Source organism: Lysinibacillus xylanilyticus (assembly GCF_001708185.1).
Lineage (GTDB): Bacteria > Bacillota > Bacilli > Bacillales_A > Planococcaceae > Lysinibacillus > Lysinibacillus xylanilyticus_A.
This window is the reverse complement of record NZ_MDDN01000003.1, coordinates 67098-91223: the sequence shown is the minus strand read 5'-3', so window position 1 is coordinate 91223 and position 24126 is coordinate 67098. Positions and strand designations below refer to the sequence as shown.

At 35.1% G+C, this 24126-nt stretch carries 27 protein-coding genes; 8 read left to right on the top strand and 19 right to left on the bottom strand.

Translation table 11 applies throughout. The features are described 5' to 3' along the window. Positions 1-12: 12 nt before the first annotated feature. Positions 13-2040, bottom strand: coding sequence for a diguanylate cyclase domain-containing protein (locus tag BFJ97_RS08275; RefSeq protein ID WP_068984175.1), 2028 nt, complete (start codon positions 2038-2040; stop codon positions 13-15). Between the two features lie 738 nt (positions 2041-2778). Between BFJ97_RS08275 and BFJ97_RS08270 the strand changes: the two genes are divergently transcribed. Then, the gene (locus BFJ97_RS08270) at positions 2779-3327 is read left to right on the top strand and encodes a GNAT family N-acetyltransferase (protein ID WP_068984174.1); all 549 of its coding nucleotides are present in this window, start codon (positions 2779-2781) and stop codon (positions 3325-3327) included. Between the two features lie 123 nt (positions 3328-3450). Here the strand turns inward: BFJ97_RS08270 and BFJ97_RS08265 are convergent, their stop codons facing one another. Continuing rightward, the gene (locus tag BFJ97_RS08265) at positions 3451-4527 is read right to left on the bottom strand and encodes an undecaprenyldiphospho-muramoylpentapeptide beta-N-acetylglucosaminyltransferase (protein ID WP_068984173.1); all 1077 of its coding nucleotides are present in this window, start codon (positions 4525-4527) and stop codon (positions 3451-3453) included. A 165-nt stretch (positions 4528-4692) separates the two neighbouring features. On the opposite strand from BFJ97_RS08265, the gene BFJ97_RS08260 reads away from it, so the two are divergent. After that, positions 4693-6063 (top strand): MATE family efflux transporter, encoded by a 1371-nt coding sequence (locus BFJ97_RS08260; RefSeq protein WP_068984172.1) that lies wholly within the window; start codon positions 4693-4695, stop codon positions 6061-6063. A gap of 196 nt (positions 6064-6259) precedes the next feature. Here BFJ97_RS08260 and BFJ97_RS08255 read toward each other — a convergent pair whose 3' ends face one another. The 12 genes from BFJ97_RS08255 to BFJ97_RS25650 form a co-directional block, all read right to left on the bottom strand. Next, positions 6260-6478, bottom strand: a complete 219-nt coding sequence (locus BFJ97_RS08255) for a hypothetical protein (RefSeq protein ID WP_068984171.1) — start codon at positions 6476-6478, stop codon at positions 6260-6262. Positions 6479-6733: 255 nt separating this feature from the next. Continuing rightward, on the bottom strand, positions 6734-7390 hold the full coding sequence (locus BFJ97_RS08250) for a CAP domain-containing protein (RefSeq protein WP_068984170.1): 657 nt from the start codon (positions 7388-7390) through the stop codon (positions 6734-6736). Between the two features lie 721 nt (positions 7391-8111). Continuing rightward, positions 8112-9014: a CobW family GTP-binding protein gene (locus BFJ97_RS08245; protein ID WP_068984169.1), complete on the bottom strand. Its 903-nt coding sequence runs from the start codon at positions 9012-9014 to the stop codon at positions 8112-8114. An 82-nt stretch (positions 9015-9096) separates the two neighbouring features. Further along, a complete protein-coding gene (locus BFJ97_RS08240) occupies positions 9097-10599 on the bottom strand; it encodes a S41 family peptidase (protein WP_068984168.1) in 1503 nt (500 codons plus the stop codon). A gap of 374 nt (positions 10600-10973) precedes the next feature. Further along, entirely contained in the window at positions 10974-11708 is a 735-nt protein-coding gene (locus BFJ97_RS08235) for an N-acetylmuramoyl-L-alanine amidase (protein ID WP_068984167.1), read from the bottom strand. A 222-nt stretch (positions 11709-11930) separates the two neighbouring features. Further along, the gene (locus tag BFJ97_RS08230; protein WP_068984166.1) at positions 11931-12692 is read right to left on the bottom strand and encodes a GNAT family N-acetyltransferase; all 762 of its coding nucleotides are present in this window, start codon (positions 12690-12692) and stop codon (positions 11931-11933) included. Positions 12693-13035: 343 nt separating this feature from the next. Then, positions 13036-13767 carry a polysaccharide deacetylase family protein gene (locus tag BFJ97_RS08225; protein ID WP_068984165.1) on the bottom strand — a complete coding sequence of 244 codons (732 nt, stop codon included), beginning with the start codon at positions 13765-13767 and terminating at the stop codon, positions 13036-13038. Between the two features lie 150 nt (positions 13768-13917). Next, on the bottom strand, positions 13918-14391 hold the full coding sequence (locus BFJ97_RS08220) for a hydroxymyristoyl-ACP dehydratase (protein ID WP_254660138.1): 474 nt from the start codon (positions 14389-14391) through the stop codon (positions 13918-13920). 897 nt (positions 14392-15288) lie between these two features. After that, positions 15289-16050: a glycosyltransferase gene (locus tag BFJ97_RS08210; protein WP_068984163.1), complete on the bottom strand. Its 762-nt coding sequence runs from the start codon at positions 16048-16050 to the stop codon at positions 15289-15291. A gap of 194 nt (positions 16051-16244) precedes the next feature. Next, positions 16245-16670 carry a 3-hydroxyacyl-ACP dehydratase FabZ gene (gene fabZ, locus BFJ97_RS08205; RefSeq protein ID WP_068984162.1) on the bottom strand — a complete coding sequence of 142 codons (426 nt, stop codon included), beginning with the start codon at positions 16668-16670 and terminating at the stop codon, positions 16245-16247. 96 nt (positions 16671-16766) lie between these two features. After that, positions 16767-17372, bottom strand: coding sequence for a protein kinase (locus BFJ97_RS08200; protein WP_083226961.1), 606 nt, complete (start codon positions 17370-17372; stop codon positions 16767-16769). A 26-nt stretch (positions 17373-17398) separates the two neighbouring features. Continuing rightward, positions 17399-17581, bottom strand: a complete 183-nt coding sequence (locus BFJ97_RS25650; protein WP_223554431.1) for a DUF3953 domain-containing protein — start codon at positions 17579-17581, stop codon at positions 17399-17401. Positions 17582-17945: 364 nt separating this feature from the next. On the opposite strand from BFJ97_RS25650, the gene BFJ97_RS08190 reads away from it, so the two are divergent. Continuing rightward, a complete protein-coding gene (locus BFJ97_RS08190) occupies positions 17946-18563 on the top strand; it encodes a LysE family translocator (RefSeq protein WP_068984161.1) in 618 nt (205 codons plus the stop codon). Positions 18564-18747: 184 nt separating this feature from the next. Here BFJ97_RS08190 and BFJ97_RS08185 read toward each other — a convergent pair whose 3' ends face one another. From BFJ97_RS08185 to BFJ97_RS25420, 3 genes are all read right to left on the bottom strand, one after another. Then, complete coding sequence (locus BFJ97_RS08185) at positions 18748-19005, bottom strand: DUF7832 domain-containing protein (RefSeq protein ID WP_068984160.1); 258 nt, start codon at positions 19003-19005, stop codon at positions 18748-18750. Further along, positions 18995-19537, bottom strand: coding sequence for a GNAT family N-acetyltransferase (locus tag BFJ97_RS08180; RefSeq protein WP_068984159.1), 543 nt, complete (start codon positions 19535-19537; stop codon positions 18995-18997). Before BFJ97_RS08180 ends, BFJ97_RS08185 begins: the two co-directional genes overlap by 11 nt. Positions 19538-19755: 218 nt before the next feature. After that, positions 19756-19881, bottom strand: coding sequence for a hypothetical protein (locus BFJ97_RS25420; RefSeq protein WP_302621788.1), 126 nt, complete (start codon positions 19879-19881; stop codon positions 19756-19758). A gap of 363 nt (positions 19882-20244) precedes the next feature. Between BFJ97_RS25420 and BFJ97_RS08175 the strand changes: the two genes are divergently transcribed. The 4 genes from BFJ97_RS08175 to BFJ97_RS23520 all read left to right on the top strand — a co-directional run bounded on the left by BFJ97_RS08175 (position 20245) and on the right by BFJ97_RS23520 (position 21696). Beyond that, the gene (locus BFJ97_RS08175; protein ID WP_068984158.1) at positions 20245-20688 is read left to right on the top strand and encodes a hypothetical protein; all 444 of its coding nucleotides are present in this window, start codon (positions 20245-20247) and stop codon (positions 20686-20688) included. A gap of 225 nt (positions 20689-20913) precedes the next feature. Continuing rightward, positions 20914-21090: a hypothetical protein gene (locus tag BFJ97_RS24625; protein WP_175401711.1), complete on the top strand. Its 177-nt coding sequence runs from the start codon at positions 20914-20916 to the stop codon at positions 21088-21090. 92 nt (positions 21091-21182) lie between these two features. Next, complete coding sequence (locus BFJ97_RS08170) at positions 21183-21299, top strand: YjcZ family sporulation protein (RefSeq protein WP_139114412.1); 117 nt, start codon at positions 21183-21185, stop codon at positions 21297-21299. Positions 21300-21594: 295 nt separating this feature from the next. Next, positions 21595-21696: a YjcZ family sporulation protein gene (locus BFJ97_RS23520; protein ID WP_083226959.1), complete on the top strand. Its 102-nt coding sequence runs from the start codon at positions 21595-21597 to the stop codon at positions 21694-21696. A 535-nt stretch (positions 21697-22231) separates the two neighbouring features. Here the strand turns inward: BFJ97_RS23520 and BFJ97_RS24035 are convergent. Next, on the bottom strand, positions 22232-22588 hold the full coding sequence (locus BFJ97_RS24035) for a hypothetical protein (RefSeq protein WP_139114399.1): 357 nt from the start codon (positions 22586-22588) through the stop codon (positions 22232-22234). 720 nt (positions 22589-23308) lie between these two features. Here BFJ97_RS24035 and BFJ97_RS23515 point away from each other — a divergent pair. After that, on the top strand, positions 23309-23440 hold the full coding sequence (locus BFJ97_RS23515) for a YjcZ family sporulation protein (protein ID WP_139114411.1): 132 nt from the start codon (positions 23309-23311) through the stop codon (positions 23438-23440). A gap of 240 nt (positions 23441-23680) precedes the next feature. Here BFJ97_RS23515 and BFJ97_RS23510 read toward each other — a convergent pair whose 3' ends face one another. Then, on the bottom strand, positions 23681-23875 hold the full coding sequence (locus BFJ97_RS23510) for a hypothetical protein (protein ID WP_083226957.1): 195 nt from the start codon (positions 23873-23875) through the stop codon (positions 23681-23683). Between the last annotated feature and the right edge of the window lie 251 nt (positions 23876-24126).

Below are 24126 nucleotides of genomic sequence, written 5' to 3'. Positions count from 1 at the left end.
GTACAGACTTTTTTAATGTGCATCAGCAATATAGAAATTATTTTTCCCTAATTCCTTCGCTTTATATAAGGCTTGATCCGCTATTTCTAGCAATTCATTTAATGTAGTACCGTGATCCGGATAATAAGCGATTCCAATAGAGGCAGTTGGGGAAAAATGATGATTTTCGATGATCCAACCTTTTTTTAGTTCATTACGGATGCGATTATAAATGTGCATGATTTGAGTATACCTCTTGTCATCATCCCGAGTTAAACCTGTTAAGACGATGATAAATTCATCGCCGCCAATGCGAATAACTAAATCATGACTACGTACAGCAGTATTTAAAACTTGGCCAAACTTCTGGATAAAATCATCCCCTGTATCATGGCCGTAACAATCATTAACATTTTTAAAGTCATCCCCATCGATATAGAGAATAGCTAAACACACAAGTTGTTCTTGTGCTTGTGTCAGTAATTTGGGGAACTCCTTTTGTAAAAAACGACGATTTGGTAGCTGTGTTAACGTATCGTGATAAGCTAAATATAATAGATCACTCTCCCGCTCCTTACGACGGGTTATTTCACGGGACACCATCATAATTTGTGAAACTTTTTCGCGCTCAGGATCATGTACGACTGTTGCATTTCCTTCAGTCCAAACAGGCGTACCGTCCTTTGCTTTAAGCAGTAGCTCAAACTGCGTATCTGTTTGACCCGAATAATTATTTAGAAATGTTTGCCACGCCTTCTTACTTTCGTCTTCGATCATAATACTGTAAAACTGCCCTTGCAATTCTCCGTTTTCGTACCCTAAGAAAATCTCATAGGATGGCGAAGCATAAATAATGATGCCATCCTCGTTAGTAATGACAATCAAATCATTTGTATTTTCTGTTATGAGACGAAATGTTCGTTCAATATTTTTCAATTCCGTTAACATTCTTTTCTTGTCTGTAATATCATAGTTAATGGATAAATACTGTTCTGTCTTGCCAAATTCATTTTTTAATGGAACTATAGCTGCTTCTACCCAGTAATCAGCGTAATATTTTGTACGGTAGCACAATTCCCCTCGCCAAATTTCCCCCGCTCCAACCGATGCATTAATCGATTGTATGAAGTCCTCCGTATGATATCGAGGTTTGATTAAATGATAAGATTGACCAATTAGTTCTTCTGCCGTGAAACCAGACGCTTTTAAAAATAGATCATTAACTTCTACAATTTTTCCATCCATATCAAAAACAGCAATAGACGTTGCAGAATTTAGTGCAGCTTTAAAAACCTCTAAACCATGCGATTTTGAGCGTAACTCCGCTTTTTGTTGAGTGAATTGTGTGAAATCCTGCATGATAAGAAAAATAGCGAAAGAGTTATCTCCTTGCATCAAATGAGAGAGCGAAAGTAAATACGTGCGCTCTTTTTTATCCAGTGTATGAAGCTTGATAAGTTTTTCTCCAATATTTTCGCCCATTGCTGCCCTTTGTAAATAGTTTTGTATGTTTTCTACCTCATCTTTAGGAACAATTGGTAAATCCACGAATAATTTGTGTTTGACCGTTTCATTATCTAAATCAAAGTCCTCCATGAAGCTGGAATTCACTTCATAAATAGCTCCTTCAGCTGATAGGATGACCGTAGAAAAAAAGGCATGATCAAACATTGAGCGCATAAATAAAAACTTATCTTCAATACTGCGATCATAAAGAATCTCTTTTGTTATAGCTAAAATATAGTCTTCATTATTATTTTTAAACGGACGAACAGATGTCTCATATTTACGAACTTCAGATTTAACATAAGCATAATCAACATAATCAACTTGACTATGCTTCGCAATTGCTTGATGGTAATTTTCTAGAATTATCGAAAAATTACGACTCGAGGTACATGTAGAAAGCATTTTCCCAATCGCCTCATGTGATAACAAAGCTCGAGCTGCTTGATTTAAGCGAATATATTGATAATCGTCTCCCACTCGTTTCATTAGAAAGACAAAATCTTTGCCAATAAACAATTCATTAAAAAAATCTTCACTTAAAAGATATTCCATGCTGTCACCCCCATAAGTCGATCATATAAAAATAAAATTTCAGTGTGTTGATTAACCATTTTTTATCCATCCTAATTAATTAGAAGGTGCTGATTTTCGTACGGGCTACTTGCTTTCCCATGGGAGTCAAGTAGCCCTACGCTACAATCAGTTGAAAATAGGAATATATTTCAAAATAGCAATAAAAAACTTTTTATTACTCCATAATAAACCTATTTTTTTCCTAATCAACACGATTGAAAAAATTTATTAATATTGTTTGTTTATACAAAAAATCAATACTACTATTATAACATATTATCAAGGAATCACCTTTTCCAAACCGAAAAAATTGTATCCTTTTCAGGGTATTTTTTGATATTTTACCTCTTTTGAAGAAAAAATATAATTCTAAAGAAACACTATTTAAATATTTTTATACAGAAAATTGTTATTTTAGCCTTAAATCTCCTAAAAATTAGTGTATAACAATCAACCTTTCGGAATTTACTGACTAATATATTTATTTTTTGTTTTTTCGTGGAAAATGATTGCATAAAGCAGTAAGAATGTTATATTATATTAAAAAAACTAGCCTTTTTTCGGTATGGGCGAAAAATCAGTAAGACAGCGGGAAATTATGGATATCATAGTTATAACGTCTAGTTCTTTGGGTTTTAATTCCAGTACGAATTGTAGTTTTCTTCTTTATGTTTCAACGGAATTGTTTTAACTACCCTAGTAAAGGAGGCGTTTCGTATGCTTAAACATCGAGACCTTCATGAATGTACAGAGCTTTATGAGCTATTATCACACCCTTCTGTTTTCCCATTTGTCCGTCAGAAAGCCACGTCAGCTGATGAATACTGGTTTATGACAAAACAACTGATTGAAGAGGAAGCGAAGGGACTCGCTATTTCTAGGACCATTACTGATGATTGGGGTCAACCAATCGGCACCATTAGCATTCATGATGTTGAGGACGGTGCAGGCTTTTTAGGAACGTGGATTGGACTCCCTTATCAAGGTAAAGGATATAACCAAAAGGCAAAAATGCTTTTTTTGAATGAACTATTTTATGATTATAACTTCCATACGGTATTTCTCCGTATTCGTGTTGAAAATATAAAATCACAGCGCGCAGCCTTAAAGCTACCTTATGTCGTTTGTGCAAACGAAGATCACCCGACATTATTAGCACAGGTAAACAAAGGCGAAGCACAATTTAATTTATTTAAAATTCCAAAAGACTTGTTCTATTTGACAACAGCCTATCAGACGCAAGAAGGCGAAGAGCAAGCAATGTAATCTACCAATAAAAAAGCTATGTGTTCTGTCGTAATGACAGGCACATAGCTTTTATTTTCGGGCTTTGCATGCAGCAAGGCCCCTATTTTGTGGGTATTGGCTAAAGCATATCGAGTAAAGAGCTTACTTTTTATATTGTAAAATCATTTTTGCCATTTCTTCTGGCGTTTTAGGTCTTTGTGTTTTTTGCATCGTAGCAACCATTTCTTCTTTGCGCTCCGTTAACACATGCACCGATTTTTTAAATGATTCCTTTGTTAACTCTTCCTCTTGTAATACTTCTGCATAACCTTGTCTTTTAAATAGGTTGGCATTTAATATTTGATCACCACGACTTTTTTGTGCAGATAATGGCACTAACAACATCGGCTTGTGAAGTGCTAAAAATTCAAAAATCGAGTTGGAGCCTGCACGTGAGACGATAAAGTCTGCCGCATGTAATAAATCTGGTAATTCTGTTGTTACATACTCGAACTGCTTGTAACCAGACATTGACTCGAATGATTTATCATAATTTCCTTTACCGCACAAATGAATGATCTGAAACTGTTTGACAAGCTCTGGTAAATTTTGACGAAGTGCATCATTCAAAACAACTGAACCTAAACTCCCACCCATTACAAGAAGAACAGGTCTTAATGTTGTAAAGCCACAGAGAGATAATCCTTCCGCTCGATCACCCATAAATAATTCTTCACGAATAATGGAGCCTGTGCAAGTTGCCTTTTCTTTCGGTAAGTGTTGCAATGTTTCTTCAAAAATTGTAAAGATATGTGATGCAAATGGTAGCGCAATTTTATTGGCCAAGCCCGGTGTAACATCTGATTCATGGATGACCACTGGCACACCAGCAAATTTCGCTGCCATGACAACGGGTACAGAAACAAAGCCACCTTTTGAAAAAATAACTTGTGGCTTCACTTTTTTAATAATACGAAAAGCCTGCATCATTCCAGCAAGCACTTTAAATGGGTCGGTAAAATTTTTCATTGAGAAATAACGACGCAATTTTCCACTTGAAATACCGTAGAACGGAACATCAGGAAATGCCTCGCCTATTAATTCTTTTTCAATGCCCTGATCTGACCCAATATAGTGGACATCATAACCTAGTTCTAGTAAAGACGGGAGTATCGCTTGATTGAGCGATACATGACCAGCTGTCCCTCCACCGGTTAAAATGATTGTTTGTTGTTTCACATAAATTCTCCTATTCCTTAAAAAGCCGTCACTACTTTTTGTTTACAGTCTTTTATTTTACTATATGCGAACGAAAAGATATAGATGAAGCTTTTAATTTTTCAATTTATACCTATTTAAATATGCTATACTTATTCATTATATTTATGGAGGAAGTTAGACTAAATGTATCAAACAACGACGATAAAAGATAAATATAAACTAATGTTAAAAATGATTGTACCCATTTTAGTTACGCAAGTAGCGATGTATCTAATTTCTTTTTTCGATATTTTAATGTCGAGTCGCTACGGTACAGCAGACCTAGCCGGAGTTTCGATTGGTTCTTCCATTTGGATGCCTATCTACATAGGACTTTCCGGAATTCTTCTTGCCATTACACCCATTGTTTCTCAGCTTGTAGGTGCTAAAAAAGAACTGGATGCAAAAAAGGCTGTTCAGCAAGGCATCTATGTAGCCATTTTATTAGCTGTACTGATTTTCAGTGTGCTATTGGTTGGAATTGATTGGATTTTAGGGAATATGAATTTAGAAACCTCTGTACATAACATTGCTAAATCATATATTTACGCGATGTGCGCTGGTATTTTACCGCTCTTTTTATTTTGTGTATTGCGCTGCTTTATTGATGCTCTCGGACAAACACGCGTCACAATGATTATCACGCTACTTACTTCACCGATTAATATTATGTTAAATTATATTTTTATTTTCGGGAAATTTGGAGTGCCCGAGCTTGGTGGAGTCGGTGCAGGAGTTGCAACAGCAATTACCTACTGGCTTATCTTCTTTATAACCGTTTGGATTATTGCAAAACATGTGCCCTTTGAACGCTTTCGCATATTCCATGAATGGCCAAAATTAGAATGGCTTTGTTGGAAGGAAATTTTAATTATCGGCGTACCTATCGGTATATCCTTATTTGCAGAAACAAGTATTTTTTCGGCAGTCACAATGATGATGAGTAGCTTTAGTACAGAAATCATTGCCGCTCATCAAATAGCTTTAAATTTCACCAGTTTGCTATACATGGTACCACTTAGCATTTCAATGGGCGTTACGATATTAGTAGGTTTTGAAATAGGTGCTGGTCGAATGCAAGATGCTAGAATCTATAGCTATTTATGTGTTGCGACTGCGATTTTATTTAGCTTTATATCAGCTTGTATCCTTTTTTTACTGCGTGAACCCGTCGCCAATATGTATACAACAGATCGAGAAGTATTAGAATATGCCGTACAATTTTTAGTATTCGCAGCCATTTTCCAGCTATCTGATGCTATTCAAGCGCCAGTACAAGGGGCTTTGAGAGGTTATAAGGATGTGATGATCACTTTTATTATGGCTATTATTTCGTATTGGGTTATCGGCTTACCTGTCGGATATACGCTTGCATCCCATACAGATTTCGGACCGTTTGGTTACTGGATTGGACTTGTTGCAGGACTGACAACAGGAGCAATTACTTTATTAATTAGGTTATTACTTGTTCAAAAAAGATTTACAAGCACGTCCAAAGTAAAAATAGCAAACTAGACATTGTTTTAGTTTGCTATTTTGCATAATAGAAGAAAAACCTCAAAGCATTCATCAACATTGATTATCCCCTCTTCTAAAGAGGGAACTTCATATACAAAGCTTCCCAATCTCTTTCCTAATTTGCATCCTCTTGAATAGTAAAGAATATGGTTTTATAAACTAATGGTAAGATTTATTTCTTTTTAGTACTTCCTTACAAGCTTTTCTCATCGCTCTGGTGCTCTATTCGAAAATCCCAATACAATTGCCCATTATTATTATTTTTAATAGGAGGAACTCGACTGTTCATGTCTTCCAAGTCCTTTTTTTCACAACTTTCATTACAGTAAAATTTATCAGCTTGAGTGTTATAAATACTTTTTGCTCTATCTATTATTAATTTACCGCATTCTCCACATTTTATTAATATCATATACCACTCTCCTTTTTCAGTTTATTAACGCAGCCCTATAGCCTCTTAAATGAATTTTGTTCATCGCTACAGTAAATTATTCAACTATTTGCTAGATCGCCTAGTGAAGGCATTTTTTCAACATATCTAATGTATTCAATTATCCCTGGTAATGTACTCGCTTGTTTTTCAGTCAAAATAAAAAGGATGCCCACTAAGTATTTTACGACTTTAGTGGACATCCTTGTATTCAATGAAGCTATTCAATTTACACTATTATTTTTGGATAAATTGTTGTGTCCAGTAGTTACCTGTTTTCACATAACCTACACCGATATGCGTAAATTTCGCGTTTAAAATATTTGCACGGTGACCTGGTGAATCCATCCAAGCTTGTACTACTTCTTGAGGTGAACGTTGACCTTGTGCAATGTTTTCACCTGCACTCTTATAACTAATACCTAAAGCTTTCATACGATCGAATGGTGAACCGAATGTCGGGCTCGTATGTGAGAAATACTTTTTAGATTGCATATCTTGTGATTTTTCACGAGCAGCAGCCATCAATTGATTATCTGTTTTTAAAGGTGCTAAACCAGCTTTTGTACGTTCAGCATTCGTTAATTTTACTACCTCTTGTTCAAAAGCATTTACATCTGAAGTAGTTGTAGATGGTGTTGATTTAGATGGTGCAGTTGCTGTATTTTCTTTTTGAGTTGTTTGTGTATTATTATTTGTAGTTTCTTTTGATGGTGCTGATGTTTGTGGTAGTTGTACATTCCACTTATTATTTGACCAAGTATAATAATAGACTTTACAGTTATTCGTTTGTTGAACAGTATCCCCTTCTGTTGTATTTGAAGCAGCAGAAGCCATTTGAATTGGAGCTGCTAATAGAAATGTTGCACAAATTGCAGTTAGTGTTTTTTTCATGTTTGCAATTCCTCCTTCTCTGCAACTAATCGTAAAGGACGTTTTTATTTAATTTCTTACCAGCATCTGCTAACAACACCATTACAGAAACAGATTCGCGTAAAATAAGCGTTTTTTTGCTTTAGTTTTTAACAGGTTTCACCAATCTATGAAATACTTACGTTGTAAATAGGGTTGACACCCCTATAAAACTAGTGAACTTTTTTAAAATTCAAACAATGCTATCGGACTAAAATTGAGTCAAATAGCTTTTATTCTTCTATCAATATTATTTGATAAAAAAATAGTAAGAAGTGAAAATCGGTCGTTTTTTGAAGGAGTTTTTCAGTAGGAGCAAAAAAGATCGTTGTGTAATTATCAATGCTTTCCCTAAGAAAGCACTTTTATTGCTATAGTATTCTCCTTCACATTCTCGATCGAGTAGAAGAAGACACTTCAAAGCCAACTTCTCATCTAATTCATATTTGTAATTCCATTATTCAATCTTTAATAAGGAACGTAAAACATAATAGCTAGAAATTGTGACTTTTGTAGTGAAGCCTTAAAATGTCTAGTTTTTCATCTTTTAAGTACTTACTTCGAGCCATAAAAAAATGCTCTCCCTTAAGAAACAGATTTATATTTTTTATCTGTCTACCTATTGGAGAGCATATTAATTTCATAAGTATAATATTGAAGTCCACGAGTAAATCTCAGCAAATTTGAGCATTGTTTTTTACCCTTAGTCCATACCTATTACATGTAAAGAAGCTACATTTTCACCGATGATGACAAGTTTTGCAGGCATTTTTACGTACTCCGGAAGCCATTGGACCATGCCGTAAGCATATTGAAACAACATAGGATTTTTTACACCTTCAATTGGCACGTAGCCTTTCATTCGATATACGGTTTCAGGTAATGTACGAATCCAATCCTCAAATTGCTCTTGCGTAAAGTCAACGTCCTTAAATTCAACTAATCGTGAGCCTAAATGCATCGATGCGATTGGAGCTTTCACAATATCTTGTGTGTCTACCTGTGCAGTTGCTTTTAAATCTTCTAATAAACGCAATGGTACTCGGCCATTGGTTGTTTGCAATATAAAGGCATGAGGATTAAAACCTTGTAGCTCATAGACGACTTTGGCTTGCTCTGCCTCTGTAAGTAAATCCGTTTTATTGGCCAGTAATAAATGCGCGTGACGAATTTGTTCCATAAATAAGGAACGAACTTGCGGGGTTAAGGTCTCACGATCCAACCACAGCTTTGAATCAGCAACTGTGACAATTCCTTTGACATTTAACTTTTCCGCAAATAACGGTGAATAAACAGCGTCTAATGCTTCTACAGGATGTGCAGCACCTGTTGTTTCAATAATTAGGACATCAAAGTCACTATCTAAAAGAAGAGATTGAATCTGTGCCTCTGTTTTTTCAGCGCCTGAGCAGCATATACAGCCCTCTAGCATCTCCTTTAGTGGAATATCCTTTTCTACAGCCTGTGAGTCAAATGGCAGCTTTCCAAGCTCATTCATGATGACAGCAGGCTTTAAATTTTTTTCTTTCAATTGTCGAATAACATCTGTTAGCATGGATGTTTTCCCGCTGCCTAAAAAGCCACTAAATAAGTATACGTCCTTCACATTCATTTCCTCCTATGAAAAAAGCTGTCGCCAGAGGTCGTTAGAAACGCCTGCTGCGACAGCTACTTTGTTAGTTTGTAGTTTACTCAGTTTTTGCTGGCGTACCAGTAAGCAGCTCTTTTGCTTTTAACAATTGAGGATCCTCTGCTTTTATTTTTACACGTAATGCATCCATTAAAGCATACGTTGTATCGCCAGTTAAAACACCAGTTTCTTCAAGATCATTTGCAGCTTGCAGTTTTTTCACTGCTTGTTCTGTAGATTGACCAAAAAAGCCGTCTGCTTTACCTGGCTTGTATCCTAGAACTTCTAGCATCTCTTGTGCCGCTTTTACAGAGTTAGACTGCACGCCCTTTTTCATTTCCACAGATGGATCCAAGTATGGTAATGATGCATAAGGAGGGTATGACACTTTAACATCTGGTACAATGCCCTTTTCATTAATCCAGTTACCATTTGGTGTTAACCATTTAGCTGTTGTGAATTTAAGGTTAGAGCCATCTTTTAATGGTATCACATTTTGCACGGTACCTTTACCGAATGATGTTTCTCCAACAATTTTAGCACCAACAGATTCTTTTAATGCAGCAGCTAATATTTCAGATGCAGATGCACTACCACCATCGACAAGAACTGTCACAGGAAGATCATATTTTTTACCACCAATTGCATTTGTGATTTTTGGTTCTTCACCTTTTTCTTGAACCTGAACAATCGGTTTACCTTCTGGAACGAATAGATTCGAAATTTCTATTGCAGCTTGCAAGTAACCACCAGGGTTTTGACGTAAATCTAGGACAATCCCTTTCATCCCTTTGCCTTCATAATCTGCAAGGATTTTTTCTAGCTCTTTTGCAGTTTCTTCGCTGAAAGATGTAATTTGGATATGAGCAATATTGCCATCAAGCATTTCACCATAAACCGTTTCAACTGGAATTTCATCACGAACAATTGTCATTTTAAGAGGCTCAGTATTTTCGCCACGTTTCACGGTTAATTCCACTGATGTTCCTTTTTCACCACGAATACGTGCTACCGCTTCTGAAGCACTGAATCCTTGAATGCTTTTCCCATCAACCGTTAAAATAATATCTTTCGGTAATAAGCCAGCCTTTTCAGCAGGAGAATTTTTTATAGGTGACACTACTGTAATAAAGCCATTACGCTCTTGAATTTCCGCACCAATTCCTTGGAAACTAGAAGATAAACCAGAATTAAATTGATCTGCTTCTTCCTTCACCATAAAATCAGAATACGGATCATCTAAAGCATCGAACATGCCGTTAATAGCACCATCGACCACTTTTTCACCATCGATATCTTTGTAATATTTGTTATTAAGTAAATCGAAGGCTTCGTACAATTTTTTAAATTCTGCACGTTCAGTCGGTACTTTCACTTCAACAACATTCTTATCACCGAATGTTAACGCAAATATCGTTAAGCCTGAAGTAATAAGGATTGTAAAGAACATCAGCATGATAAATTTAAACGGTTTTAATTGAATAAATTTCCCTGCCGGTTTTACTTCAGCCGGTTTTTGTTCTTGTTGCTGCTCTATACCATCTTTTTTCTGTTCATCCATCTTGATTGTCACCACTCTCATATACACTAACTTGTTGTCACACTATTACCATCTTAACAGGTTATGGAGAAGACGAAAAGAAAAAGACTGTCAAAATTTCAAGACAAATCTCGTCTTTCAACGATCTTCATAAAATCCAGCATTTTAAAGCAACTTTTCTACTTAATCGCTTATATTGTTTATCCACTTTATTCTATGTAGGCGTTATTGCTTTAGATTTTAATTAAAGTAAAGGTGCTTTTAGACAGACTTTCTAAGGCACCTTTACACTCTGCTAAGTTAAAGGTATATAATGGTACTGCTTTTCTATTTTACTCGTTTCTTAGAAGCAGTCAACTAAAATCCTCATAGATTAATAGAAATCAAATATCCGCTTATGCATCATTTATATACGTAACTTGCGCCAATTTTGCGGCTTTTATTTTGTTTTCAGCATTTTTCGCTGCATTGATTCCTGTAAAAGTTCCTGTTCTAATTCGATAGTTTGTGTCATCTTGCTCAATGTAAACAACCCAACCAAATGTTGTTTTCATCACCTGTGCCGCGCTTTCTGCTGCTTTCAGGGAATTATAGATTCCCGTAATGACACGATACTTCGACGTCTCCGCTGACGGTTTTGGAATATCTCCAGCATTTTTTATCATTTCAATAAATTGAGACCAAGAGATTTTTCCATCGCGAATATTTCGAGGGCAGTTTTTCCCACTAAAATAATGATGTTGAACAATATTCTGAATTGCGATATTTTCATCTTTTATTATTTTTGCAATAAGAGTCGCAGCATTTTGCACAGCTTTATAATAATCCCCATCGCTATTTACGCAAATTTCCACATGAATGCCTTGCTTATTACCGGTATATGTTCCTGCCGCCCAGCACTCCCAAAAATGTTCAAATGATTGAATAGCTTCCTTATCATCCACTTGCCAGTGCCAGCTAGCTTGCCTGCTATTGCTATTGCTCTGTAGGCGAGCATGAGCATCCGCATCGGCTCCAACGCCCGTATTATCGGTTTCATGAACGACAATATATTTTTTTTCATTATTTTTACCACTTGTAATTTTAACTGCTTGTGAAGCTGATACTAATTTTTGGCGAATCGTTACCAAAAGGTTTACCTCCCTTCTCTTTGTTCTATAGCCAAAAAGCAGGACGTTTGAAAATACTTTGTAAAAAATCAAACTATCTTATCATTCGTGCCGAAGATAGATAATTGATTTCACTCTATATTATGCACCTTTTGTAACTTCTATTGTGTTTTTATAAGCATTAATAACCCCACGAGTTTCAACCGAATTTACTAGTATTTTTATAGTAAATGCACTAAGTTTTTACGTAAGTGCTTTTAATTTTTTTATGACTGAATGAACTGTTAGCCTATGAAATGAAATAAGCTGTCCTTTATAAATGACCGAAAAAATACCATACGGAGTTGGCGATAATGCCATCAACTCTCCTCTATCTTGGAAATCAATAAGTTCAACCGGTATATTCAATTTTTTGGCACCAGCTATAATATTTTCAGTTGCAATTTCAACGTATGGACACTGGAATGAACGTAGGATCGTTAAATGATTGAATTTTTTTATTCTCTCCTCCCAATCGGTTGGAAAATATGGTTTTTTGGCTTCGTTGCTCAATGGATAGACAAGTAATTCAAAATCATATGGCGCTGAATCAATAACTTGAAAATCATTTTTTAAAAATATCTCTTTACTGGGCGTCCAAGATGTTTTTGAATTCGTGATCACGACAACACCTTTTTTTGCTAGCTTTTTTGCATCTTCTACACATTTACGGATCAATCGAGTCCCGTAGCCTTTTCCAACTTCACTTACCCACAAACAATGAATCACTAAATAACCATCAGCGTGAACGACTCTTGAGGAATTTTCTGCTTTAGTATATTCAATAAACCCTACTTGTTTTTTATTATCGATTACTTGCACATATTTCAAGCCCTCTTCAAAGCTATTATGCAGCCATTTATTTTTATTGATATAACCCGTCGATTTCTTCTTACTTCTAAGACAAAAGCTGCCTACCCCCTCTAAAATTTCAGGATTTAATTCAACCAGTTCAATTTTACTCAATGCCAATCCCCCCTATATATGATAGTAATTATACCTTTTTTTGGTATTATCACCATGACGTGTAGTTGATTTCCTTTTCGACTGGGGGCGTCCGATGAGCGTCATCACCACAACTTTTAGTGAGGATCCTTTTCTACGCTCTAGTACCACAGGAATAAACGCTATAATTTCTCCGCTGCGTCAATTATCCATTTTACCCACCGTGATTCATAAGAAGACTCATATTAAAATCCTTTTACCGCACAACAATTAACCTATTTTTCATAAATCATTTCCTTAACAATAAAAAATCAGGCTATATCCAGTTTAGCCTGATTTTCATTATTCTTGTTTTATTGCCTTTTTAGTGATTATTCTGCACGTCGAGTAATTCAGAGACTGTGACAAATCGGTATCCTTGCTTTTCAAGTTCGGGTAATATTTTTTCCAGTGCTTTGACCGTTTGCTGACGATTCCCGCCTCCGTCATGAAAAAGAACGATATTTCCTTCTTTTACACCTTTTAACACAGTATCAACAATTCTATTCGTACCAGGACTTCTCCAATCTAAAGTATCTAAATGCCATGACCACATTACAACTTTATATTTTTCTTTTGCAATCGCTTCAATCATCGCATCAGAATACTGTCCTTCAACAGGTCGAAATAAAGTAGGACTAAATCCAGTGATGGTATGAATGGTTTCATTCGTTTGCTTAATCTCCTTAAGTAGGTTTGGAACATTCGTCCTTAATGGATGGGTAAATGTATGGTTGGCCAGCTCATGACCGTCATTATACATTCTTGAAACGACTTCAGGATTTTTATCTGCATTTTGACCGACAATAAAAAAAGTTGCTTTTGCATTGTATTTGGCTAATAAATCTAAAATCTGAGGTGTATACTTTGGATGTGGTCCATCATCAAAAGTAATGGCAATCATCTTTTCATTCGTTTTAACTTCCCAAACAATTTGTCCTGCTTCTTCATAATACTTTCGTCCTTTATTTTCATATGTGGCTGCACTAACTTTTACATAAAAAAAAGAGACCGTTAAAAGGCAAATAGGTAATAACAACAGGAAAAATTTTTTCAAATCTTCACTTCCCCAAATAAAATATTTCGTACTTTATTATTTGAGGATTTAAAAATAACATGCTTTATTTTTGATTTTTACAATGTGTAAAAATTGGAGAACTCAGGGTGGAGGTTTTGAATAGCAACGGAATTAGAAAATAGAAGTCAGCTACTTATAAAAGCTTAAGTAATAGTCAATTAATTTTATGACTTCATTTATTTTTTTATATTCTTTTTCTATTTTATAGGAGATAAACAAAATAGCTACATTAAAGCTTAAAACTGCTAAAGCAAAAATTTGGACAAGTGAGATCCCAATGACCAGCTTCGTATTGATGGCAGAGGCAATTATGACCATTAATGATATTATCACACCACTCAATGTAATATAAATTGGCTTAGATCGAATAATTTCATCTGCTTGCAATTTTAAAACATCTAATAAATATCGAATTTCTTTCAATGTATATCGTTGATCGAAAATAACAAAATATGACATATATACATCATTTGCTATATTTTCATTCAGTATGTTTTTATGAATTTTTGTTACTAATTGATCACAAAAATCTTTTTTTAATGCTTTTTCAGGTATAAATAATTCCTCTTTATTTTCTAAAATATTTGCGCTGGGATGTTTCAAACCCCCTCACCCTCTCATACTGGTTTACCTGATATTTAACTTCTTTCAGCAAACGTTTTGTAGCGAAAGAGGAGGTGGTGCTGTCGCTTCTCTTTCGCGCAAAAACATCTATTGTCCAAATGCCTCTCCGGCGTAAATCACCGTACTTTAATGAGAACATTTGTTGAAAGTCACCCAAATCTTTCAGATACTAAAATTATATGAAGGAATGAACGTTGTATGTTATTTTCGACAAAATCCATCTTTTATTTTTATAGCACCTCATGTAACTAACCTTGTTATAAATTTCGTTGACTCTGTAGGTTCTTTGAGATTGATTAGCTTCTAGACAAAATAGATTTTCGTATGAAGTGGTATGTGATGTAGGGATTTGAAATAAAATACCTTAACAAAATAAGTAATTATTGCGGAAAGTTCGCATTTTTATCTTCTTGCCTTAGAATAAAAAGCGATATAAAGTGGATAAAATAAAAAATGTGAAAAAGCCTAGAAGAAACATGATTATGTTTTTAGTCTTATTACTCACACTCATCACCCTTTCAATTGGCTCATCACCATAACGTGTGGTTGATTTCCGTTCCGACTGGGGGCGTCCGATGAGCCGCTTCACTCGCGTTGCTCGCTCCAGGGTCTCGGGCCAACACGATGTTGGTCACGAAGGCGTTATCACAGGACGTGATGGTTTTAGCATTCGTTCCTCTATTGCTAATCCCCAAAGAGTCGCCCAGTCTCCACTCCAATCAACTATATACAAGGCATATATTTCAAAAAAATGTCATCCACAACTTTTGGTGAAGTGCCTCGAAATTCCTATAATACCTGTAATAAAGGTGATGGATATTAATTAGTGGTAGTCCAATGACTTTTAAGCTGGGAGACTAGCCATTGAGTAATACATTATCTCGCTTGATCATCATAATAGGCTTCATCAGCTGCCTTTTGATTAGTGCCCTTGATATAAGCTAAAATCATATCAGGCCGTTTCAGTAACATCCAGTCCCCATAATGATCAAATCGTCTGCAGGAAGTAATCATTCCGTTTTTAATCGTTCCATATTTTTTTCCGTTTTTCTTGCCCCATTCTTTTAACCGCTTTGCAAAATCAGCATCTTCTGCCATTAGCATATTTTCATTAAAACCGTTAATTGCCTGATAGTCTTTTTTATAGCACCAAAATACCCCAACCGAAATAAAACCATACTTGAACAGTAAGGGAACAATTAGTAGCATGGTTGAAACTACTATACCTAAGGACATTCTTTCAAAATTTCCGGTCACACCACCACCAATGTATTGATTGGATACTAAGTGCTTTTCAACTTCAGATAACAGGTTTTCTGTCATTCGACTATCGGCATCAATTGTAATCAGGATTTCGCCTTTTGCCAACAGAGCTCCAGCATTTCTAATTTTGGATAAGTTTTTATCTTCATTTTTTAATGTCACGCAGTTGTAGGATTGTGCAATTTCCTCCGTCCTATCCGTACAACGATTTAAGACAACGATCACTTCAACTTGATTTTTAAATGGTTGTGCAGCCTTTGCAATTGACTCTAAACACTCTCCAATATAATTTTCTTCATTGTGAGCAGGTATTATAACGGAAAACTTTACATCTTTATCAGGTATACCTTTTATAAATGGTGTGCATTCCGACATATAAAATACCCCTTTCTTGTCTTTTTTGGTCTTCTTTATGTTAATTTATGTATATCATTTATATATATTTCGCTTCAAGTCTTTATTATTGGTTTTTTATGTATATTCCGTGACGTAATGGATTGTTTTTAATACATAACAAAAGTGCTGCAATCATTTTTTGCAGCACTCTTATATCAAGTATAAAAATTGGCTTAGTTTCCAAATGCAAAAATAAGCTCGGTCTCACAAGCTATTTCTCCGTCAACAGTTGCAATTCCTCGTCCTTTACCAATAGCACCCTTTAAGCGTGTAATTTCGACTTCGAGGCGTAGCTGATCACCAGGCTTCACTTGTTTTTTAAAACGACAGTTATCGATACCTGCTAGTAATCCTAGTCTTCCCTGATTACCTTCTTTTGTAAGCATAATAATGGCACTGACTTGGGCTAACGCTTCCACAATAAGCACACCAGGCATTACTGGATAATTAGGAAAATGTCCATTAAAGAATTCTTCATTTATCGTTACATTTTTAATTGCTACCGCTTTTTTACCCTCTTCTAACTCCAGTACTCTATCCACTAAAAGAAAAGGATAACGATGTCTAATGACTTCTTGTATTTGTTGAATATCTAACATTTTAAAACCTCCAATGGATTTGTCATCTAATTCTATCACTAATTATTAGTAGTTGGTACTATTTTAATTTCTTTCAACGTGCGTCTTGGATTCGGCTTATTCTTTTCCACATTCGTAACATCTTCTATCTGTATCATGTTCACCATATATTCTAAGCTCTTTTTCTACGCCACATACTATACATGGCTCAAAATAAATTTGTGGTAACACGCCCGCTTCTGCGAGTGGAATCCATTTTGTTTCATATAAAGTTTTTGTCATGCCATAATCTATTAAAATCAATTGACCATGCTCATCTTTGCCATAATTACTGCTATCTAAAAAGTCAAATCCGTCATGAACACGATCTATTTCTTCGATTGCTGTCTTTAAATTAGCGGAGATACGCAAATCAGTATTAAAATCTATGTCAAATGTTTCACCATTAACCAAGGGTAACGCTTGAACATATGGTTGTATGGAGATTTTTTCATCTAAGTACAAAATAGGGGCTATGTAATTGGCTAATCCTTTCTCTTTCAATGCATGATGAATTTTTTGCTCATTTCGACTTTGTAAATAACCAATTTCGTGTAAATGCTTTTTGATAACCCAATGTTTAAATCGAAACACCTTTCGAGTAGAACCTATCCCGACAAAATTTTGCGGAACCATTAGTTGATCTACATTTCTAACGATTTCAATCACATTCTCATTCTTCATTGTTACATCTCCCTATGAACATGTTTCTAATAAGCAATAAACGATTGTACAACAACAAATAATATAAAAATTGCAACACCGAAATAGAGTATGCTTACATAGTTTTTTGCTTTTTTCCATTCTCGAAGCCCTATAATGATAAAGGTCAGTGCTAACAACACCTGTGACAAAGACAATAAAGTAAAATCTTTAGATATAATGCAATACATACTAATCATTATAATAAAAACAGTTAATATAATTTGAATGCCAAAAGAAAAATTCCATCTCATTGTTTTCAATTTATCACCTCAATCCTTTCACTATATTTCAATCATACACAACTTTATATTAAAATTACTAATTTTCCCTTTTTTAATTATTAGGGCTTTTCACCAAACGTGTGGGCGTTCAGTCGGAACGGATTTCAACCACACGTTATAATGAAGAACCATTATTAGTTGCATTCATAATTTTTCAGTATTTTATCGACAGTCAGATAGCAGATAGACTATAATATTTTTGCATTATATTCTCCCAATCTTCTGATTGCATGGATGGAATGTTAAGTTTATTAGAATAGGATGGTCAAGCATGTTATCTTTTATCGCAATAGTTCTTCTCTTATTTTTAATTCCTGGTCCTGCTGTTATCATCACGGTCACGCAAACGCTGAAAGGTGGTAAAAAGAACGGTATTTTCACCGCATTAGGCATTGGGCTAGGTGACTTAGTTCATACATTAGCTGCTGTATTAGGTTTATCAGCTATTTTAATGAATTCTGCCACTGCGTTTGAAGTAGTGAAATATATAGGTGTCGCTTACCTTGTATATTTAGGTATTCAAATGCTACTAACAAAACCACAAAAACTTGAAAAACCAACTGTTGAACAAAGCCCTGCAAGTACTTCGTTCCGACAAGGTTTTTTAGCAGAAATATTAAATCCAAAGACGGCATTATTTTTCTTAGCATTTTTACCACAATTTGTTCAGCCTAATGGACAATCAGTCACTGTACAATTATTGATTTTAGGTATTACCTTTGTTGTCTTGAGCGCTTTATATACTATTTTATTAGCCATCATTACAAGCTTTATTGGTGAAAAAATCTTTACGAGAACAAATAGTAGCTCTCGTTGGCTTGAAAAGGCTGTCGGTTTCGTTTATATAGGATTAGGAGTTAAATTAGCTCTTCAAACTCAAAGTCGATAAATAAAGTTAGGGAGAACACGATTTGAAACATGTTCTCCCTTTTTTAATCCTATAAAGAGCTTAAATTTGGTCCTTTGCTACTTTGACTAGCCTCCACTCGTGGTAACGTTGCTTCATAATCATGTAAAAACAGCCCCTTTTCGAAATCAAAATAATCATTCACAAATTCCATTCCTTCATCGCTTTACTTATCTTCAGACAGAACACCATCCCACATTTCATATATTTGTGTTCCTGTCAGCGCTCTTTGCTTAAACTTTTCAATTTCATTAATACGATCTTCCTCAAATTCTTCACTGAATAGGTCATGATCGACAATCCAGCCTAAGAACATCATAGTATGTACGAAAGCATATTTAATTGCCAAGCCATTTGGAAAATCTCCTGCATAATGATATTTTTCCTTAGCGTAAACTCCCTTTTTTCGATAATTATGTTTCAAGAACAAGTCCCATTTCAACTCTAACTTCCCTTTTTTCAATATCATTATTTGAGTAACTTAATAGGTCACATCCAATAAGGTGAAATCCATTCTTTATATAAAATTGTATGGCGGGATAATTAGAAGTTTGCGTTTCTAAAATGATTGCCCTCACCCCTTTTTCTGCTGCTCGCTTTTTGACCAAAGCCATAAGCTTGCTACCAATCCCTTTATGTTGATGAGATTGATAAATATGAATATCATTAATTCTTAACACATTATTCCATTCTTCATGACTGAAGCTAACTATTCCCGCCTCTTTTCCATCAAACTCAGCAATATAGCATTCAATACCTTCAATATAATCTTCAAAAATGTCTCCCTCTAAATATTTATGAAAGGGTTTGTTAAAAGGTTTTAATGTAAAATCAATTACCCAGCCATTTTCGCGCTCTTTATAGGAAACATCATAGTAGTAATCGGAGGTGTATTGATAGATAATTTTTTTACCGTTAGGAAAATCTTCTTTATAAACCCTTCTTATTTGTAACAACTTTAATCATCCTTTTCATTTACATTCTTTAGACAATCATATTGTACATGGGTATAACTGTAAACATCATATATTAATTGATAATTCGTCATAATTACTCCTCATTTTTATCTGTGTTTTTTATGTAAAAACTTATAGACCATTGGAAAAAGAAAGGTCTATAAGCTGATCTTGCTTATTCTACTTACTGTTTTGGTGTATTGGCGGTAAGTGGATTACTATTTGCTACTAATTGTACTGGTCGTTTCTTGTGTCATTTGTTGTGCATTGTTTGTTAGCCCAAAACGTTTCAGTACACCAAAAATAGCAGCAGCGCCTATAATTCCCACTGTTAATAACCTCACTGATGAAATCCACCTTTCTCATGCTGAATATTTTAAAACAGCTTTAGTATTGGACATTGGATGCGGTTTATACTGCATTATCTATAACTGTTTAATGAGTAAATCTTGTTTAATTTACAGATTCCACTTTGAATTCTCAGAATTTAGTTACACTCCCACTTATTGTTTAACCACGTAGACTGGCAAGAAAGATGATTGCCGTGTGGAAATTTCTTTTCGATTTGTCGGCGCAGCCAAGAGACTTAATTTGGCCTCTTTTTTAGCATACTTTTGTAGCTATAGTATTCATTCAGTCCCTTATGAAACTCTTATCTACTTTTTCCGTCTTAACCAAAAATATCAAATTTAAGGAGGTGAGTTTGTATGGTTAGTACGTCTGTATTGAAAAAATTTATCGTTCCGATGGTATATGTAGCCGAATGGATTTTGTTCTTTTACGTTTTTCTTTGTATAGTTACTTTCAATATGGTTAATTTCACGAATGTTATTGCTGTTGATATGGCACGGGAGGAACCGATTACTTTTACATCATCTTTCGTTACTTCTTTGATGATCGTGTTAGGCATAGGACTGATTTGTTTCTTTTATATCAAATTTCTAACAGGCAATAGAGCCTATAAACGATTTAAAGAAGTTGTTTGGGGTATTTTATTTGGTTTGAATACTTTAAGTTGTGTGATTTGTGGGAGCATTGTTTACGGCTTTAACATTCTTCATGCTGATGGGATTTTACTGTTGATAACGGCTTTAGTTAGTGCGTTCTTGACGATTCAAATTATTATGAAACACGATTCTGAAATGAAATAAAGAAAATAATTAAACTTTTTTACTTTAGATTGTTGTTTGAATGACAAATCTTCTTTAGCGATCGAGATTCTAGATCATGTTTACCCAGAACGCATTGCTTCTGCAATTAAAAACCATTAATCATTCTTTGCTGCAAATCCAAATTTTATCATTGCCAATTCCGTTATATTCTAAGAGTAATATGTGCAAGCTAAAACGTAACTAACAATAACGGAGGTTATAGCATTGAAGAAATTTTTGTATATTGGAGCAATGGCTACATTACTCCTAACCGCATGTTCTTCTAAAGATGAAGCTCCCGCTAGCGAACAAGCAGAAGCAAAGGAAAAAACCGTCAATGCTGAAACAAAAGAAAATCTTGAGAAAAATTTTTCTTCTGAAATGGCCGCTCCAACTAAATAAGGATGGATTGGATGATTAACTCTCCTCGTTTCCACAACTGTACATATTATAGGTTGTAGAAAGGAGGAATATTTATGGGATACTACGGAAATATGGGTAATTACAATTGTGGCTCTGGTGGCTCTGGCGGAGGTTACGGATCTACATTCGTGCTAATCGTTGTTCTATTCATCCTTCTAATCATTGTCGGCGCTACTTTCATGTATTAATTTAACATTCTTTTTTTAATGTTAAAAAGGCTTTAGCTTTTATTCGAAATATTCATGAGTGGATAAAGCTAAAGCCTTCAACATGATCTTCTATGTAAAATATGCTGTAATAGGAAAGGAAACTAATTTATCCTTCCTCATTTCGGGGTCACTGTTATCCGAGTGACCTTTTTCTATTTTAAAACTATTTCTATTCATAAATATAAATTTCGAAAAAATAAATAGATTAGATGATTACCTTTCCCCTTTTCTACAACTATACATACTATAGATTAAAGAAAGGAGGGAAAAGATAATGGAATATTCAGGTAGCAACAACTCTAGTTCAAGATTTGCCCTAATTGTAGTGCTATTCATTCTATTGATTATTGTCGGTGCAAGCTTCATGCATTATTAATACTCGCCGACGCAAATATATCTGTTAATCATATTTTCACTAAGGATATACTAATTTACCCCTTTACCTTCAAAATATAACTCAGGGTCACTTTCCTCCGGTGACCCTAATCTACGTGAATAAGCGATTTGAAAGATGGAGAAGCTTTACTGCGAAACCTACTACACTTTCATCTTCCTTTGCTATTAGAATATCACGTTCTACGTCTTTTAATTAGCTCTTTATAATCAGATTCAGTCCTGCTCCTCATTTGCAATACAAACATCGATTATCATCAAATCCATCTCCTTCATTACAACTACTGGCTAAACGAACTATCAAGGATATAAAATACAAAAAGACCTGTACTCACATTAGATAATATGAATGCATGGCCCAGTGAGCTTGTTTGCCAAGAGTACTACTTCATTCTATAAAAGGCGTACACCACTTGAATTGGGTTAACGATATTAGTAGAAAAAATGACTAGTCAATCAATTTGAAAATATGTTCTAGTCATGTATTAACTCACAAGAAGTTTTTCTTCTCCCCTATTTCAAACAAAAAACGTTCGATGAAACTGTTGATGTAACACTGTATTTCCTACTTGAGGCACCCCTGAATCATTAATCCCCCATGTATTAAAGATAACGGGATCATTTGGAGTGATTGGATCACTAGGAACGATAGGGTCACCTGGGGTTATAACAAGCACCTCATAAATCGGATCATTTGGAAGCCAAATATTTTGCGGAGTTGCGTGAACGACGAGAAGTTTTTTGGCTGGTATAGTAAACGTAAGAGGCGTTGGTGTGCCATAAAAAAGTGAAGGTTGAGATTCTCCACATAAGAACGCTTCTTTTGACATCTCCGCTTGGGCACAATTTTGCCAATCTACTATCGATACTGTCACTGTCCGGGCTACGTCTGTTTTATTTAAGAGAGAGACTACTATTTTCTCCGTCTCGGGATTTCTCCATATTGCTCCTGAAGTAAAATTGCTAGGAACTGAAGATTGAACTGAACTACATCGACAATCCGGGCAGGAAGACAACGTATTTAACCGAAATATTTTTTTGTGACAATCACAATTGCAGCAAGAATCCATCATCACTTTACCCTCTTTTCAATCGTTTGATAATAATAATAGAATATGGAAAATGATTCATAAGGTTTAGGTTATTATAAAGTGAAGAATAGACATTAAATAGAATTGCTTTTTTATCCAAAATGATAAGCTTTCTAGTAGAACTCCAAAGGGATAGTACATCAAATCAATCGTTTGATGAATCGACAACACAATTATGTACCAAGCATCATTTCTTTGTTCTGGCTGTAGATTGCAAAATAATTCTTTCTCTAAGGCAATACACTATGTAAAAGTGGCTATCCCGTCATAATCATAATATAAGCTAATTGTTAGCTTACACCGCCTTGAATTGTTACTGAGGGGTCACTTCGATTGGGTGGCCCTTTTAAATTCTCATCGAAGTTAGGTTATAATTATTTTCTAAATTTCTAATACAAAGGGATTTTTAGTTGGATAAATATCTCCTCCACTTTTTATAACGGTACATATTATAGACGTAGAAAGGAGGAATGCTTCATGGGTTACTGCGGAAATATGGGTAATATGGGTAATTATAACAACAATTGTTACTATGGGGGTTATAGCTATGGAGGTGGCTATAACGGTTCAACATTTGTTCTAATTGTTGTTCTATTTATTCTTTTAATTATTGTCGGCGCTTCTTTCATATATTAATTTACAAATGCCTCTGTTGTATTGTCAGAGTAGAAAAAATAAGAGGGTAAAGCTTTCTAGCCTTACTCCTCTTCATTCAGGGTCACTTTGACAAAGTGACCTTTTAATTATCCTATTTTCTTTGAAATTTACCTCGGCATAATTGTGGACGTTTTAACTGATTACTATAAACGAACTGGAACGACAGTCTCTATATTGAAGGTGTTGTCGTTTCTAATTTTTTAGTAGATCCATTATTTATTAGTAGCCGTATGGACGTGGATAGCGTGGTGGATAGTATGGATAATATGGCGGGTAATATGGCGGGTAATACGGCGGATAATATGGTGGGAAGAATGGATAGAATGGGTAAAACGGATAACGGTCTCGTCTTCTTCGACGCCTTCCATAACTGTCATAATCCCAATCCCCATCGTTTCGGTCATAATATTGCATAATTTTCCCCCTTTCGATTTCGGTTTAGGATATGCGAAGCAAGGTTTGACCGTCTAAGCATTCGCCTATATTTGCCACCAGTGTACTTCGGTTGGTCAAATTGGGACTTCCTCATTTTGTGGTAGACGGTCGAAAAGTCGTGCACCCTGTTTAGTCTCCCTCTCGGAAATTATGAGTCCTCTTATTGGGTTTTTTGTTCAAAGTTTGTTTATGAAAATAATTTAGGATCGGGCGCAATTCCAAAGATTTAA

Bases quoted from the DNA above. Each gene is read 5' to 3' on its own strand.
- BFJ97_RS08260 (WP_068984172.1), top strand. From the start codon at position 4,693: ATGTATCAAACAACGACGATAAAAGATAAATATAAACTAATGTTAAAA.
- BFJ97_RS08240 (WP_068984168.1), bottom strand. From the start codon at position 10,599: ATGGATGAACAGAAAAAAGATGGTATAGAGCAGCAACAAGAACAAAAA.
- BFJ97_RS23510 (WP_083226957.1), bottom strand. From the start codon at position 23,875: ATGCAATATTATGACCGAAACGATGGGGATTGGGATTATGACAGTTAT.
- BFJ97_RS08175 (WP_068984158.1), top strand. From the start codon at position 20,245: ATGGTTAGTACGTCTGTATTGAAAAAATTTATCGTTCCGATGGTATAT.
- fabZ (WP_068984162.1), bottom strand. From the start codon at position 16,670: ATGTTAGATATTCAACAAATACAAGAAGTCATTAGACATCGTTATCCT.
- BFJ97_RS08200 (WP_083226961.1), bottom strand. From the start codon at position 17,372: ATGAAGAATGAGAATGTGATTGAAATCGTTAGAAATGTAGATCAACTA.
- BFJ97_RS08270 (WP_068984174.1), top strand. From the start codon at position 2,779: ATGCTTAAACATCGAGACCTTCATGAATGTACAGAGCTTTATGAGCTA.
- BFJ97_RS08275 (WP_068984175.1), bottom strand. From the start codon at position 2,040: ATGGAATATCTTTTAAGTGAAGATTTTTTTAATGAATTGTTTATTGGC.
- BFJ97_RS08255 (WP_068984171.1), bottom strand. From the start codon at position 6,478: ATGATATTAATAAAATGTGGAGAATGCGGTAAATTAATAATAGATAGA.
- BFJ97_RS08190 (WP_068984161.1), top strand. From the start codon at position 17,946: ATGTTATCTTTTATCGCAATAGTTCTTCTCTTATTTTTAATTCCTGGT.
- BFJ97_RS23515 (WP_139114411.1), top strand. From the start codon at position 23,309: ATGGGTAATTATAACAACAATTGTTACTATGGGGGTTATAGCTATGGA.
- BFJ97_RS08210 (WP_068984163.1), bottom strand. From the start codon at position 16,050: ATGTCGGAATGCACACCATTTATAAAAGGTATACCTGATAAAGATGTA.
- BFJ97_RS08170 (WP_139114412.1), top strand. From the start codon at position 21,183: ATGGGTAATTACAATTGTGGCTCTGGTGGCTCTGGCGGAGGTTACGGA.
- BFJ97_RS08250 (WP_068984170.1), bottom strand. From the start codon at position 7,390: ATGAAAAAAACACTAACTGCAATTTGTGCAACATTTCTATTAGCAGCT.
- BFJ97_RS25650 (WP_223554431.1), bottom strand. From the start codon at position 17,581: ATGTATTGCATTATATCTAAAGATTTTACTTTATTGTCTTTGTCACAG.
- BFJ97_RS23520 (WP_083226959.1), top strand. From the start codon at position 21,595: ATGGAATATTCAGGTAGCAACAACTCTAGTTCAAGATTTGCCCTAATT.